This is a genomic window from Nocardia lijiangensis NBRC 108240 (genome assembly GCF_001613045.1).
GTDB lineage: Bacteria > Actinomycetota > Actinomycetes > Mycobacteriales > Mycobacteriaceae > Nocardia > Nocardia lijiangensis.
Window position 1 is genome coordinate 41,803 of record NZ_BDBP01000073.1, and the last position, 14,061, is coordinate 55,863.

At 69.1% G+C, this 14,061-nt stretch carries 13 protein-coding genes; 7 read left to right on the forward strand and 6 right to left on the reverse strand.

Annotated elements, in window-relative coordinates; genetic code table 11:
* Window positions 1-14: 14 nt before the first annotated feature.
* From qcrA to NL1_RS36815, 3 genes are all read left to right on the forward strand, one after another.
* Window positions 15-1,202 (forward strand): cytochrome bc1 complex Rieske iron-sulfur subunit, encoded by a 1,188-nt coding sequence (gene qcrA / locus NL1_RS25490; protein WP_067844355.1) that lies wholly within the window; start codon window positions 15-17, stop codon window positions 1,200-1,202.
* The gene (qcrB, locus tag NL1_RS25495) at window positions 1,199-2,821 is read left to right on the forward strand and encodes a cytochrome bc1 complex cytochrome b subunit (RefSeq protein WP_067844358.1); all 1,623 of its coding nucleotides are present in this window, start codon (window positions 1,199-1,201) and stop codon (window positions 2,819-2,821) included. Before qcrA ends, qcrB begins: the two co-directional genes overlap by 4 nt.
* A 198-nt stretch (window positions 2,822-3,019) precedes the next feature.
* Entirely contained in the window at window positions 3,020-3,196 is a 177-nt protein-coding gene (locus NL1_RS36815; protein WP_084510940.1) for an antitoxin, read from the forward strand.
* A 55-nt stretch (window positions 3,197-3,251) separates the two neighbouring features.
* Here NL1_RS36815 and NL1_RS25500 read toward each other — a convergent pair whose 3' ends face one another.
* Window positions 3,252-3,740 carry a polyadenylate-specific 3'-exoribonuclease AS gene (locus NL1_RS25500; protein WP_067844393.1) on the reverse strand — a complete coding sequence of 163 codons (489 nt, stop codon included), beginning with the start codon at window positions 3,738-3,740 and terminating at the stop codon, window positions 3,252-3,254.
* Between the two features lie 180 nt (window positions 3,741-3,920).
* Between NL1_RS25500 and NL1_RS25505 the strand changes: the two genes are divergently transcribed.
* On the forward strand, window positions 3,921-5,309 hold the full coding sequence (locus tag NL1_RS25505; protein ID WP_067844361.1) for a class II 3-deoxy-7-phosphoheptulonate synthase: 1,389 nt from the start codon (window positions 3,921-3,923) through the stop codon (window positions 5,307-5,309).
* A gap of 196 nt (window positions 5,310-5,505) precedes the next feature.
* Here the strand turns inward: NL1_RS25505 and NL1_RS25510 are convergent, their stop codons facing one another.
* Window positions 5,506-5,982, reverse strand: coding sequence for a MarR family winged helix-turn-helix transcriptional regulator (locus NL1_RS25510; protein WP_067844364.1), 477 nt, complete (start codon window positions 5,980-5,982; stop codon window positions 5,506-5,508).
* A 161-nt stretch (window positions 5,983-6,143) separates the two neighbouring features.
* Between NL1_RS25510 and NL1_RS25515 the strand changes: the two genes are divergently transcribed.
* Both NL1_RS25515 and NL1_RS25520 read left to right on the forward strand, forming a co-directional pair.
* Window positions 6,144-6,977 (forward strand): SDR family oxidoreductase, encoded by an 834-nt coding sequence (locus NL1_RS25515; RefSeq protein ID WP_084510941.1) that lies wholly within the window; start codon window positions 6,144-6,146, stop codon window positions 6,975-6,977.
* 30 nt (window positions 6,978-7,007) lie between these two features.
* Entirely contained in the window at window positions 7,008-7,706 is a 699-nt protein-coding gene (locus tag NL1_RS25520; protein WP_067844367.1) for an enoyl-CoA hydratase/isomerase family protein, read from the forward strand.
* A gap of 9 nt (window positions 7,707-7,715) precedes the next feature.
* Here NL1_RS25520 and pknB read toward each other — a convergent pair whose 3' ends face one another.
* Window positions 7,716-9,692: a Stk1 family PASTA domain-containing Ser/Thr kinase gene (pknB, locus tag NL1_RS25525; protein WP_218024486.1), complete on the reverse strand. Its 1,977-nt coding sequence runs from the start codon at window positions 9,690-9,692 to the stop codon at window positions 7,716-7,718.
* A gap of 167 nt (window positions 9,693-9,859) precedes the next feature.
* Between pknB and NL1_RS25530 the strand changes: the two genes are divergently transcribed.
* A complete protein-coding gene (locus NL1_RS25530; RefSeq protein ID WP_067844401.1) occupies window positions 9,860-10,228 on the forward strand; it encodes an Rv2175c family DNA-binding protein in 369 nt (122 codons plus the stop codon).
* Between the two features lie 68 nt (window positions 10,229-10,296).
* Here the strand turns inward: NL1_RS25530 and NL1_RS25535 are convergent, their stop codons facing one another.
* The 3 genes from NL1_RS25535 to NL1_RS25545 all read right to left on the reverse strand — a co-directional run.
* Window positions 10,297-11,382, reverse strand: a complete 1,086-nt coding sequence (locus NL1_RS25535; protein WP_067844370.1) for a phytoene/squalene synthase family protein — start codon at window positions 11,380-11,382, stop codon at window positions 10,297-10,299.
* Window positions 11,383-11,495: 113 nt separating this feature from the next.
* Entirely contained in the window at window positions 11,496-13,262 is a 1,767-nt protein-coding gene (locus NL1_RS25540; protein ID WP_067844373.1) for an alpha-(1->6)-mannopyranosyltransferase A, read from the reverse strand.
* A gap of 84 nt (window positions 13,263-13,346) precedes the next feature.
* Window positions 13,347-14,061 (reverse strand): FAD-dependent oxidoreductase (locus tag NL1_RS25545; protein WP_174553466.1); only part of this gene is annotated, 715 nt, incomplete at its 5' end.

Below are 14,061 nucleotides of genomic sequence, written 5' to 3' on the forward strand. Positions count from 1 at the left end.
GAAAGGACACAGTCATGAGTGAACAGGAGCGAGACGACGTGAGTCGCCCGGATGAGGGGACGGAGCTGTCGAAGGGGTCGGTGAACCCCCCGGCCGACCCGACCGAAGACGAACTGGACGCGATGTCGCGCGACGAGCTGGTCAAGCTCGGTACCGAGCGTGACGGCGTCGACGTCGCCTACCGCCGCGAGCGCTTCCCGATCCCGGGCACCCGGGCCGAGAAGCGCGCCGAGCGCGAGGTCACCTTCTGGTTCGCCATCTCCGGTCTCGCCGCTGCCGCGCTGATCGGCGTCTTCCTGTTCTGGCCCTGGGAGTTCAAGGGCTCGAACGAGGAAGGCCACGAGGCCTATTCGCTGTTCACGCCGCTGATCGGCCTGACCTTCGGCATCTCGGTGCTGGTCATCGGCATCGCCGTGGTGTTGATCCGCAAGAAGTTCGTCCCCGCCGAGATCTCCATCCAGGACCGCCACGACGGTCCGTCGCCGGAGGTCGAGCGGCGCACCCTGGTGGCCGAGCTGTCGGACGCGCTCGACACCTCCACCCTGGCTCGTCGCAAGATGATCACCCGCACCGCGGGCGCCGGCGTCGGCGTCCTCGGCCTCGGCACGCTGTTCCTCTTCGTCGGCGGCATGATCAAGAACCCGTGGGCCAAGGGCGACAAGTCGCCGCTGTGGGTCTCGGGCTGGACGCCGGACTTCGAGGGCGAGACCATCTACCTGCGCCGCGACACCGGCCGTCCGGACGACATCGTGCTGGTGCGTCCCGAGGACCTGGACGCGGGCGCCATGGAGACGGTGTTCCCGTGGAAGGAGAAGTGGCGCGGCGACTCGCACGAGACGCTGCAGTCGCTGCGCGGCATCCGCAACGCGGTCATGCTGATCCGTCTGCGCACCGAGGACGCCGAGTCGGCCATCAAGCGCAAGGGGCAGGAGAGCTTCAACTTCGGCGACTACTTCGCCTACTCGAAGATCTGCACCCACCTCGGCTGCCCGACCTCGCTGTTCGAGCAGCAGACCAACCGGATCCTGTGCCCCTGCCACCAGTCGCAGTTCTCCGCGACCGAATGGGGTAAGCCGATCTTCGGTCCCGCCGCTCGCGCACTGCCGCAGCTGCCGATCACCGTCAACTCCGAGGGCTTCCTTGTCGCCAACGGCGACTTCATCGAGCCGCTCGGACCGGCCTACTGGGAGCGCCGTTCATGAGCCCTTCTGTCGCAGCCCAAGCCAACGAGCTGGACGAGCGGTATCGCGCCGCGGCGTTCATGAAGAGGTCGATCAACAAGGTCTTCCCGACCCATTGGTCGTTCCTGCTCGGTGAGATCGCGCTGTACAGCTTCATCATCCTGTTGCTGTCGGGTGTGTATCTGACGCTGTACTTCGACCCGTCGATGGCGCATGTCACCTATGACGGCGCTTACCAGCCGTTGCGCGGTGTGGGTATGTCGCGGGCGTACGAGACCGCGTTGAACATCTCCTTCGAGGTGCGCGGCGGTCTGTTCGTGCGTCAGGTCCATCACTGGGCGGCGCTGCTGTTCGCGGCGTCGATCATCGTGCACCTGTTCCGCATCTTCTTCACCGGCGCGTTCCGCAAGCCGCGCGAGGCGAACTGGGTGATCGGTTCGCTGCTGCTGATCCTGGCGATGTTCGAGGGCTTCTTCGGGTACTCGCTGCCCGACGACCTGCTTTCGGGCACGGGTCTGCGGGCCGCGTTCTCCGGTATCACGATCTCGATTCCGGTGATCGGCACGTGGATGCACTGGCTGATGTTCGGCGGCGATTTCCCCGGCGACATCATCATCCCGCGCCTCTACATCGCGCACGTGCTGCTCTTCCCGGGCATCATCCTGGCCCTGATCGCCGCGCACGTCGCGCTGGTCTGGTACCAGAAGCACACGCAGTTCCCCGGCCCGGGCCGTACCGAGAACAATGTGGTGGGCGCGCGCATCGTGCCGGTGTTCGCCGCGGATCAGGGCGCGTTCTTCGCCTTCACCCTCGGCATCGTCGGCATCATGGGTGGCGTGCTGCAGATCAACCCGATCTGGAACCTGGGCCCGTACAACCCGGCGCAGGTCTCGGCGGGTTCGCAGCCGGACTTCTACATGATGTGGACCGACGGCATGGCGCGTCTGATGCCGCCGTGGGAGCTCTACATCGGCAACTACACGATTCCGGCCGTGTTCTGGGTCGCGCTGATCATGGGCCTGGTGTTCACGCTGCTGATCGCCTACCCGTGGATCGAGAAGCGCCTCACCGGCGACGACGCGCACCACAACCTGCTGCAGCGTCCGCGCGACGTGCCGGTGCGTACCGCGATCGGCGCCATGGCGATCGCCTTCTACGTGGTGCTGACGCTGTCCTGCGTCAACGACATCATCGCGCTGAAGTTCGACATCTCGTTGAACGCGACCACCTGGATCGGTCGTATCGGTCTGCTCGTCGCCCCGCCGGTGGCATACTTCGTCGCCTACCGGTTCTGCCTCGGCCTGCAGCGCAGTGACCGTGCGGTGCTGGAGCACGGCATCGAGACCGGTGTGATCAAGCGTCTGCCGCACGGTGAGTACATCGAGGTGCACCAGCCGCTCGGCCCGGTCGACCACCACGGTCACCCGATCCCGCTGGAGTACCAGGGCGCCCCGGTGCCCAAGAAGATGAACAAGCTCGGTTCGGCGGGCAAGCCGGGCACCGGTAGCTTCCTGCGACCCGACCCCCGCGAGGAGTCGGAGCGGAACTTCGAGCTCGAGCACGCCGAAGAGCACAGGCAGCTCGCGGTGCTGCAGAAGGCACAGGAAAAGGCCAACGGCAGCGGCAAGCACAGCCACTGACCGTCAGGTCACCGCGAAGGCCCCGAGTCGAATCCGGCTCGGGGCCTTCGCTTTTTCCGTGCCGTGGACGTGGTGCCGCCGGTTCGTCGAGTAATAGCAAAAGTGGATAACCGGGGGTGGGGCGCGTAGGGTTCCACGCATGGGCGCGGGGGGTCATTCGGACATCCGCGCACGCCGACGAACACCTAGGAGGGACGCATGTCGATCATCGACAAGCTCAAGGAGTTGGTGGGCAAGAACCCGGACCAGGCCAAGGGCGGCGTCGACAAGGCGGGCGACGCGTTCGACCAGCGCACCGGCGGCAAGTACGCCGACAAGGTCGACGAGGGTCAGCAGAAGGCCAAGGACTACATCGACAAATCGAAGCCCGAGTAGCTTCGACCGCGAAGGCCCCGAGTCCGAGACTCGGGGCCTTTTCGTGCGGCTCGGCTCAGCGCCTGCGCGCCGCCTCGATGGCCTCGAACTTCGCGTAGTTGTGCCGGGCGTCGGCCAGCGCGTCATGGGCGTCGGGCGGCACCGGCGGCAGCGTGGGGCGGCCGTGCGCCTCCCAATGCTGGCGCAGTTCGTTGGTGTAGCGGGGGAGCGCGGTGGGCAGGTCGACCATCGAGCCCCACAACTGACACAGCGCTACGTGGTCGTAGGCGCCGACCCAGGCCCACAGCTCGGGCTGTACCGAAGGCCGCGGGAGCAGGAACTTGTAGAGGTCGTTGCGGATCTGTTCGCGGCTGCGCCACCGCGGGGAGGCGGGCGGCGGCAGCTGCGGCAGCACGTACTTGCGCACCCAGTGCCCCGCGCGCTCGGGATCGAATTCGGTGGACACCGCGTAATACTCGCGGCCGTCCTCGCAGACGACGCCGATGGACACCAGGTCGATGACGACCCCGTCCTCGATGAACTCGCAATCGTAGAAGTATCTCAGCGAGATCGACCTCTCCTCGGTCGGGCGATAGTGGCATGTGCCGGTCGATGCCACCCTATGCGGCGATGTGGGCGGCGTCTGCGACGGGCTACTCCGGGTGGGGATCGCTCACCCCTCAGGGTGCGATATCCACCCCACCTCCGGCTGTCTGCACGGCCGCGCGGTCCGTATTCTGAACTCGTGAACTGGACCGTCGACGTACCCATCGATCGCCTGCCGGAGCTGCCGCCGCTGCCTGCCGAACTGCGCCGCAGGCTGGACGACGCGCTGGCCCGCCCGGCGTTGCAGCAACCGTCGTGGGACCCCGAGCAGGCGGCGATGATGCGCACCGTACTGGAGAGCGTGCCGCCGATCTGCGTGCCCGCCGAGGTGGAGGAGCTGCGCGGACAGCTCGCCGAGGTGGCGCGGGGCGAGGCCTTCCTCATGCAGGGCGGTGACTGCGCGGAGACCTTCGCAGACAACACCGAACCGCACATCCGAGGCAACATCCGCACTCTGTTGCAGATGGCCGTCGTGCTGACCTACGGCGCGAGCCTTCCGGTGGTGAAGGTTGCGCGCATCGCGGGCCAGTACGCGAAGCCGCGCTCCTCCGACACCGACTCGCTCGGCCTGAAGTCCTACCGCGGCGACATGGTGAACGCGCTGGTCGCCGACGCGGGCATGCGCGAGCACGACCCGTCCCGGCTGGTGCGCGCCTACGCCAACGCCAGCGCCGCGATGAACCTGGTCCGCGCGCTGACCGGCGCGGGCATGGCCGACCTGCACAAGGTGCACGACTGGAACCGCGACTTCGTCGCGCAGTCCCCGGCGGGCGCGCGCTACGAGGCGCTGGCCGAGGAAATCGACCGCGGCCTCGCGTTCATGACCGCCTGCCGGGTGAACGACCCCAGCCTGCAGTCGGCCCGCATCTACGCCAGCCACGAGGCGCTGGTGCTCGATTACGAGCGCGCGATGCTGCGCTTGAGCGAGCACCCGGTGTCGGGTGAACCGGTGCTCTACGACCTGTCGGCGCACTTCCTCTGGATCGGGGAACGCACCCGTCAGCTCGACGGCGCGCACATCGCGCTCGCGGAGCTGCTCGCCAACCCGATCGGCCTCAAGATCGGCCCGACCACCACCCCGGACCAGGCCGTGGAGTACGTCGAGCGACTCGATCCCAACAACGAGCCCGGCAGGCTCACCATCGTCTCCCGGATGGGCAACGGCAAGGTGCGCGACGTGCTGCCGCCCATCATCGAGAAGGTGCAGGCGACCGGGCACCAGGTGATCTGGCAGTGCGACCCCATGCACGGCAACACCCACGAGGCCTCCACCGGTTTCAAGACCCGCCACTTCGACCGCATCGTCGACGAGGTGCAGGGCTTCTTCGAGGTGCACCGCGCGCTGGGCACCCACCCCGGCGGCCTGCACATCGAACTGACCGGTGAGGACGTCACCGAATGCCTCGGCGGCGCGCAGGACATCTCCGACATGGACCTGTCCGGCCGCTACGAGACCGCCTGCGACCCGCGCCTGAACACCCAGCAGTCGCTGGAGCTGGCGTTCCTGGTCGCCGAAATGCTGCGCTGAGTTCGAACGTCGCTGCGCTGGGCCGAGGTCGCTGCGCCGGGGCCGAATGCCGTTGCGCGGGGTCGAAGCCGCTGCGTGGTAGGCGTCGAGCACGAGAACTTCGAGATCCGCACCGGATTCCCGCCGGTGCGGATCTCGTTGTCCGGGGAATCTTTTCGCCGCGGTCCGGCTCGATCTCGCTGACGCGCGGAAACTTTCAGCCGCGAGGCGCGTCGAAGCGTGCGCGCAGGCTCGCCGAGTCGTTCAGCTCGCCGAGGATCTCCGCGAGCACGGCGCGCCGTTCCTCGGGCAGGTCGGCGAACATCTCCTCGTGCACCTCGCGCAGGATCGTCTCGATGTCGGTGAGCGTCTCGCTGCCCTTCTCGGTCAGGATGACCAGGTAGCGCCTGCGGTCGCCGGGGTCGCGTTGCCGCTCGGCGTAGCCGTGCCGTTCCAGGTCGTCGAGTGTCGAGACCATGGTCGCCGAGTCGATGCGCAGGTAGCCGCCGAGTTCGGCCTGCGCCATGCCGCCGCGGTCGGCGAGCGTTTGGAGCACGCTGTAGTGCCGGATCCGCAGGCCGATGCCGAGCAGGCGTTCCTCGGCGAATCGGAAGGCGACCTGTCCCATCTTCTGTAGCAGGCACACGGTGTGGCTGCCGATGGTTCCTGGAACCAGCGGCGCGTTGTCGGACATCGTTCACCTCCCGTCACATCATGCCCAGCGCCCCGCGCGCTTGACAAACCGTTGCGTCTATAAAACAGTAGTAGTGCAAACGATTTGTTAAGCCAATTATATGTAGTGCTTCCCGGTTCGGCCCGGGAACGCTGCCGCTTCGGCAACCGGAAGGCACCCTCGTGACCACACAGACTCTGTCCGGCCGCACCCTGTTGATGTCCGGCGGCAGCCGGGGCATCGGCCTGGCCATCGCCCTCGCGGCCGCCCGCCGCGGCGCCAATGTCGTCCTGCTCGCCAAAACCGATGTACCGCACCCGAAGCTGGAGGGCACCGTGCACACGGCGGCCGCGGAGATCGAGGCCGCGGGCGGATCGGCGCTCGCCGTGGTCGGCGACGTGCGCGACGAGGAGTCGGTGCAGGCCGCCATCGAGCAGGCCGTCGAGCGCTTCGGCGGCATCGACATCGTGGTCAACAACGCCAGCGCCATCGACCTCCAGGCCACCGAAACGCTGCCCGCGAAGAAGTTCGACCTGATGCAGCAGATCCAGTTGCGCGGCACGTTCCTGCTCACCCGCGCCGCGCTGCCGCACCTGCGCAAGTCGGAGAACCCGCACGTGCTGTCGCTGTCGCCGCCGCTGAACCTGGATCCGAAGTGGCTCGGCGCGCACCCGCCCTACATGCTGGCCAAGTACGGCATGACGTTGCTGACCCTCGGCGTGGCCGCCGAGCACCGCGAGTCGGGCATCGCCGCGAACTGCCTGTGGCCGGAGACGCTCATCGCCACCGCCGCGGTGCGCAACCTGCTCGGCGGCGAGAAGGTCGTCGCCACCGCACGCACCCCGGAGATCGTCGCCGACGCCGCCGTGCTGATTCTGGAGAGCCCGGCCGCGACCACCACCGGCAACACCTACCTGGACGTGGAAGTCCTTGCCGCCCACGGCATCACCGAGCTGTCCGGCTACGGCCCGCGCGGCGACATCGCCTACGACATCTTCGTCGACCCGCCCGCCTGACCCGAAACAGACTGCACCCAGGGAGTATTCATGCCGCACCTACGCCGCGAAGACGCCGTCTTCGTGCTCGATCTCGGCGAACCGGATCGGATCGACACCGAGAACCGCTTCACCCCCGAGTGGATGGACGCCCTCCATGCCTGCCTCGACGAAGTGCAGGCGGCCGACGGGCCGAAGGCTCTGGTCACCACCGGATCCGGGAAGTTCTACTCGAACGGTTTCGAACCGGAGCGGTTCGCCGGGCCGGATGCCGCCGGCTACCTCCTGGCCGGACAGCGGGTGTTCGAGCGCCTGCTGACGTTCCCCGCGCCGACCGTCGCGGCGGTCCAGGGGCACGCGTTCGGCGCGGGCGCGATTCTCGCCGTGGCCCACGACGGCCGGGTCATGCGTGGCGACCGCGGCTACTTCTGCCTGCCCGAGATCACCCTGCCGCTGGCGCAGTCCGACGACGGCCTCGTCATCCCCGGCGGCATCGCCGACCTGCTGACGGCCCGGCTGCCCGGTCCCGCCGCGCACGAGGCGATGCTGACCGGTCGGCGCTACGGCGGGCACGACGCACTCGCCGCGGGCATCGTGGAGGCGGTCGAAAAGCACGAGCGGGTGCTGCCGGTCGCGCTGACCCGGGCGGGCGCGCTCGCAGGCACCGCGGGCCCCGCGCTCGGGGCGATGAAGCGGTGGATGTACCGCGATGTCGTCGCGGCGCTCGGCAAGGTCACGCTGACCTGCTGAGCGCGCCGGTCAGGGCAGTGCGGTGAGGGTGACGGTGCTGCCCGGCTGGACCTTGGCCGCCGCGCCGGGGCTCTGGCCGATGACCACGGAGCCGTCCGACGGGGTCAGTTGCTGGACCTGGACGCGCAGGCCGAGGCTCTCCAGCTTCTGGCGCGCCTCGCCGACACTGTCGCCGACCAGGAAGGGCAGTTTGACGGCGTTGGAGACGATCAGCGTAATGCCCTCGCCGGAGTTCACCGTGCTGCCTGCGGCCGGGTCGGTGCCGATCACCTGGTCGGCCTCGATGGCCTTGTCGTATTCGGCGCGGGTCTCGCGGACCTTGATGCCCGCGGCGGTGAGCGCCTGCACGGCTTCCTCGGTCGTCTTGCCGCGCACATCAGGGACCTTCACCGGCTGCGCGCCGTTGCTGCGGAAGACCTTGACCTGCCCGCCCATGGGCAGCACGATCCCCGGCGCGGGCTCGACCTTCGCGACGGAACCCTTGGGCGCCTGGCTGCCGACCTCTCCTGCGTCGATCGGCTGGAGTCCGGCGTCCTTGATGAGCTGATTCACCTTGCGCACGTCGTCGCCGGGCTTGATGTCGGGCACCCGGGGCTTGCCGCTGGAGACCAGCACCGACACCGTCGTGCCCTTGGTCACCTTCGAGCCCGCCGACGGGTCGCTGCCGACCACGCCGCCGACCGGGATGGTGTCCGAGGCCTTCTGTCTGATCTCGGTCTCGAAGCCCGCCTCGCGCAGTGCCGCGGTCGCCTGCTCGCTGCTCAGCCCGGCGATCGGGGGTATCGCCTCGTAGCGGCCGACGCCGAGCCACCAGCCGGCGACACCGACGATCAGGGTGAGGACGGCGACGATCGCGACCCAGATCAGGGTCGTCCTGCGCGACTTGCGGCGGTCGTCGTCGAAGGGCTGGAACGGCGGCTGACGCAGGCCGGCCGCTTGCGGATCGTGGCCGGTCGGCGGCCCGTAGTCCCCGTGCTGCCCGTACTCCCCGGACGGTCCATAGTCGGGCACCCGCGGTCGCTGCGCGGTGACCACCTTGGTGTGCTGCGTCGGCTGCGGTGTGTGCGGGTCCGGCGCGGGTCGGCCCAGATCGGGCGCGGCGCGGAAACTGGCGCTCAGATGCCCGGCCGACTCCCGTGGCGCGGGCACCCGGTAAGGCGGCAGGCTCAGCGCGGCCGCGATCGAGCGCAGTTCCGCGGCCATCTCGTTGGCGTCGGCGAAACGGTGCGCGGGCTCCCTGTTGGTCGCGCGTGCGATCAGCTCGTCGAACTCCGGCGGCACGCCCGCGATGAACTGGCTGGGGCTCGGCACATCGTTCTCGATGCGCTGGTACGCCACCGACAGCGAGGTGTCGCCGATGAAAGGGACGCGGCCGGTGAGCATTTCGAAGATCAGCACGCCGAACGCGTACACGTCGCTGCGCGAGTCGGCGGTGCCGCTGGTCACCTGCTCGGGAGACAGGTAGGCCGCGGTGCCGAGGATGACGCTCGCCGAGGTGGTCGTCGCGGCCGCCACGGCGCGCACCAGGCCGAAGTCGGCGATCTTCACCTCGCCTGCATCGGAGATGAGCACGTTCTCCGGCTTGACGTCCCGGTGCACCAAGCCCGCCGAGTGCGCCACGCCGATGGCGGCGAGCACCGGTTCGGCCACGGCCCGCACGGCGTGCGGCGGCATCGGCCCGCGTTCGCGCAGTAGCTCGCGCAGCGTGCCGCCCTCGACCAGCTCCATGATCAGGAACGGGTGGTCGCCGTCCACGCCCTGGTCGTACACCGCCACCAGCCCGGGATGCTTGAGCTTGGCGACGGCGCGGGCCTCGAACTCGAATCGGGAGAGGAACTGCGGGTCGGCGGCGAACTTGGGGTCCATCACCTTGATCGCGACCGGGCGGTCCAGGCGGGTGTCCTCGCCGCGGAAGACCATCGACATCCCGCCCCGAGCGATCGGCGCGTCAATCCGGTAGCGCCCTTCCAGCATCTGCCCGATCAAGTGATGTCCTCCGACTTTCACAAAAGTGCTCACCCCTCGCTTGTCACGCGAACAGCGACAGGCCGCCCCGTGCGGCCCCCACGATCGTAACTGTGCCTGGCGGCCGAACCGGTCTGTCGCCCGGGTGTCACACGACGCGCGCCGCCCTACCGTCTACCGTTGTGCGGGTGAGTGCATTTCCCTGTAGCGAGGATGTTCTTCCGGAGTCCGTGGCGATGCTGCCGCTGCCCGAGGTGGCCGACCGGCTCGGGATCGTGGTGACGCGGGTGCATCAGATGCTGCGTGACCATCAACTTCTCGCCGTGCGCCGCAATGGCGTGGCGAACGTCCCGGAGGTCTTCTTCGACGACACCGGCGCGGTCGCCAAGCACCTGCCCGGGCTGATCACCGTCATGAAGGACGCCAAGTACACCGACGAGGAGATCCTCGAATGGATCTTCACCGACGACGCCAGCCTCCCCGGCAAACCCATCGACGCCCTGCACGGCCCCCTCGCCCGCGAGGTGCTTCGCCGCGCCGCGGCCGATCCCTTCTGAACACCACACAGAGTTTGCGCGCCTCGCAGAGCCGATGGCTCTGTGAGGCGCGTGGAGGGTTTGTGGGATCACCCACGCCTTGTGGTCAGTGTGCTTGTCAGCAGTTCGCCGCTTGCGATGAGCAAGCGCCGCGAGGTCGGCACTACCGCTCGGCTCCGGAAGACCGCGTACCCGGTTTCCTCCACTCGGTCGAGGATTTCCGCGTAGAGCGCGCTCGCCGCGCGGATTGCCGGGCGGACCCGGGGGTGTAGCAGGTCGATTCCGGGATCGGCGGCCCGATAGAGGTCGCGGTTGATCGCGATCAGGTGGGCCAGCGCGCGGCGTACCCGCGGATCGGTGTGGCCGGTGCGGCGGCAGTGGACGAGCAGGTCGTCGTCCACACCGAAGGCCGACAGGTGGTCGGCGGGCAGGTAGACGCGCCCGCGGTCGAGATCCTCGCCGACATCGCGCAGGAAGTTGGTGAGCTGGAACGCTTCACCCAGCGCGGCGGCCGCGGGTTCGGCGTCGGCCCGCGGCGCGACGGTGCCGAGCACGGGAAGCAGTTGCAGGCCGATGGCCGCGGCCGATCCGCGCATGTACTCGCGCAGCTCGGCCATCGTGGCGTAGCGGTCGCGGAAGCAGGGGGTGGCCGGGACGTCCATGCGCATGGAGTCCAGGAAGGTCCAGAAGTGCGCCGGATCGATGTCGTAGCGACCGACGGTATCGGCGAGCGCGGTCAAGACCTGGGCGCGTCGCAGCGGAACCGGTCCCGCGGATGCGGCCTGCGGCGCGAATGCGCCCTGTTCGAGGACCACTCGCAGTTGCTTCTCGATCAGATCGAGTTCGCCGGCGGGGCCGTGCTCGGGCGTGCGCCGGGAATCCGGCGATGTGGAGCCTGCCGCCGCGTCGGATCCGTGCGATGCCCCCGCCGAACTCGCGCGCGTGTCCTGGTGCGGCGTCCCTTCGGGGCTCGGCTGCCATCCATGACCGGCATCCGCGTGGTCGACGATGTCGTCCACCATCCGAGCGAACGCGTAGAGCGCGTGCACCGCCGGTCTTCGGGGTGCCGACAACAGCCTGGTCGCGAGGAAATACGTGCGGCCGTGCTCCGCGGCGATCGCCCGGCACACGCGGTAGGCGGAGGCGAGGAGTATCTCCTCTTCCGCTCCGGTCATGCGTGGAGCTGTGGACGGGTTGTGTCCGGCTGCGTCTGCGTCCGGACGAGGAACGAGGAACGGACTTCGTCGCGATGCGCCTGCCAGCTCAGGTTCGCCGGGTCTCGCGGCGCTCATGGACGCGAAGCGGTGGCCGCGACGTCGACGCGCGGGGCTTCCACCTGCGGCGGCGTGGCGCGCAATCGCAACGGGTCCACCGTGCGCAACGCGAGCGCGGCGACCACTGCGGCGAAGGTCGCCGCCGCCACGTGCCAGAAGTTGTAGAGGCCGATCGAGCCGTCGGGCTGGAACACCAGCATCAGCCAGGTGCATAGGCCGACCAGCACCATGAGTGTCGTGGTCGACAGCGCGAAGGCGGCGGCCAGCGCCAGCGGCCACGAGTAGTACCAGGGCAGCGCGGCGGGGGAGAGGATCACGATGCCGACGAACGCGATGAGGATGCCGAACACCGCTTCGCGCTCGCTGTGCCGGAACCGCCACCAGGTCCACACCAGCACCGCCACCAGCGCCAGGGCGCACAGCGCGCGGGTGACGGTGAGTACCGACTCCATGCGCAGCGGGGTGATCCAGGTGGTGGCGTGCGCCATGATGGTCGGCAGCGAGAGCCAGTTGATGATCTTCTTCGAGCCCGACAGCGCGGTCAGCCAGCCGATGCCGACGCCCGCGATGGCCGAGGCCGCGACGAAGACCACCGCGAACACGCTCAGCCCGAGCCCGGCGATCTTGGCGAACGTCATGGCCGGGTGCGGCATGTCCGGGCCCGCTTTCGCGGCGTCCGGAGCGCCGTTCGCGGGAGTCGAGTTCGGATCCGGCGGTGCGCTCGGGTCCGCGGCCGCGCGTTCGGCCGCGCGACGCTCCCGCTCGTGCAGCATCCAGATCCACACCAAGAACGGCAGCGCGATGCCCGCGGTGGCCTTGATCGCCACGCCGATGGCGACGACCACGATGCCCGCCACGTGGTGGCGCTCCAGCACCAGCGCGATGCCCGCGCACATCAGGCCGACCATCAGCATCTCGTTGTGCACGCCGCCGATGAGATGGATGAGCACCAGCGGGTTGAGCACCGCGAGCCACAGCGCGACCGTCGGCTTGCCGCCGAGGTGTTTGGTCAGGTACGGGACCGCCCACATCATCAGCGCGAGGCCGGGCAGCATCACCAGCCGCAGCGCGATGGTGCCCGCGACCACGTTCTCACCGGTGATCGCGGTGATGGCGCGGCCGAGCAACAGGAACACCGGGCCGTACGGCGCGGTGGTGGTGGTCCAGACCGGGCTCACATTGTCCAGCAGCACACCGGGATTCGCGACGGGACCGACCTGGTAGGGGTCGAAGCCGTCGCGCAGCAGCGCGCCCTGGGCCAGGTAGGAGTACGCGTCGCGGCTGAACATCGGCACCGCGAAGAGCAGTGGGAAGATCCAGATTCCGACGATCGCGCGTAGCTCGTTGAGCGTCACCGCCGCGCCCGCCCGGTTGCCGAGCCCGAGTGTGGTGCGGCCGAGGCGAACCCACGCGGTGATCATCAGCAGCACGCCGACCCAGATGAGCATGCTCGACAGCGCGTAGCCGTGCCCGAACCGCAGCCAGGACAGGTTCATCGCCTCGAGCAGCGGATCGCGCTGGCGCACGCTGCCCGCGCCGAGCCCGCCGAAGGTGATCATCACCGCACCGAAGAAGCCGAGCAGCGCGGCGTGGCCCTCGGGGCTGCGCGCGAAGTCGGCGTAGGTCTGCATCCGGTCCCGGAAGCTCATCCGGTCGGCGCCGTCGGCGAGGGATCGTGGTGCGCTGGACCCCGGGGTGCTCGAGGTGCTGGTGCGACTCGGCACGTGGGCGGCGGTATCGGTCGACGGTGCGGCTGCGGCGCTCGTGTCGGCGGGATGCATGTGGTGTCGGTCCCCCCGGCAAGGTCGGCGGTCGCAACCGCGAGCGAATAGGTCGGCGATCAGTTTAATGGTTCGCGGAGAACACTATCCCGCTGGTACGCGCGGTTCATCCCGAGTATCGGCCGGTGCGCCGGTAATGCGGTTTGCCGCCAGTTTCCCCGAGAGCAGCGCGGTCGGCACTCCGACGCCCGGCGTGGTGCCGCAACCGGCGATAACCACGTTGTCGCTGAACTTGGGGAAATTGCGCGGTCGAAAAGGTCCGGTTTGCCGGAACAGATGCGCGACGGAGAACGGCGTGCCCGCGATCATGCCCTGATCGCGCCAGGTCTGCGGGGTGTCCAGATGGTCGACGGTGAAGTGCTCGGCGATCCCGCGGTAGCCGCGCGCCTCCAGCACGGCGAGCAGCTCGCGCAGGTAGGGGCGGGCCAGCCGGTCCCAGTCGAGCGGGGCGCTCGCCAGATTGGGGCAGGGCGCGAGCAGCGAGAACGGCTCGTGGCGGCCGTCGGGTCGATCGATGTAGAGCCCGGGATCGGTCAGCGCGGGGCGGGTCAGCAGCAGCGAGGGATCGCGCATCAGCCGCCCGCGCGCGGTGAGCCGCCCGCCACGGCGCGGTGCGGCGGCGATCTCGTCGAAGGTGGTGTCCCACGCCGCGCCGAACTCGATGGTGTGGTGCGCCTGCACCGGCCAGGCCGCGGCGATCTCGGCGGGCACGGTGCCGTGCGCGACCACCGCCGACGGCGCGGCTCGCAGCCCGCGCCTGCGCCGGCCGCCGAAGCGCTCGATCGAGCCGAGGTCCGCG

Excerpts from the sequence above, each read along its gene's own strand:
- NL1_RS25540 (WP_067844373.1), bottom strand. The coding sequence starts at position 13,262 with ATGCATCCCGCCGACACGAGCGCCGCAGCCGCACCGTCGACCGATACC.
- NL1_RS25520 (WP_067844367.1), top strand. The coding sequence starts at position 7,008 with ATGCCGCACCTACGCCGCGAAGACGCCGTCTTCGTGCTCGATCTCGGC.
- qcrB (WP_067844358.1), top strand. The coding sequence starts at position 1,199 with ATGAGCCCTTCTGTCGCAGCCCAAGCCAACGAGCTGGACGAGCGGTAT.
- NL1_RS25535 (WP_067844370.1), bottom strand. The coding sequence starts at position 11,382 with ATGACCGGAGCGGAAGAGGAGATACTCCTCGCCTCCGCCTACCGCGTG.
- NL1_RS36815 (WP_084510940.1), top strand. The coding sequence starts at position 3,020 with ATGTCGATCATCGACAAGCTCAAGGAGTTGGTGGGCAAGAACCCGGAC.
- qcrA (WP_067844355.1), top strand. The coding sequence starts at position 15 with ATGAGTGAACAGGAGCGAGACGACGTGAGTCGCCCGGATGAGGGGACG.
- NL1_RS25510 (WP_067844364.1), bottom strand. The coding sequence starts at position 5,982 with ATGTCCGACAACGCGCCGCTGGTTCCAGGAACCATCGGCAGCCACACC.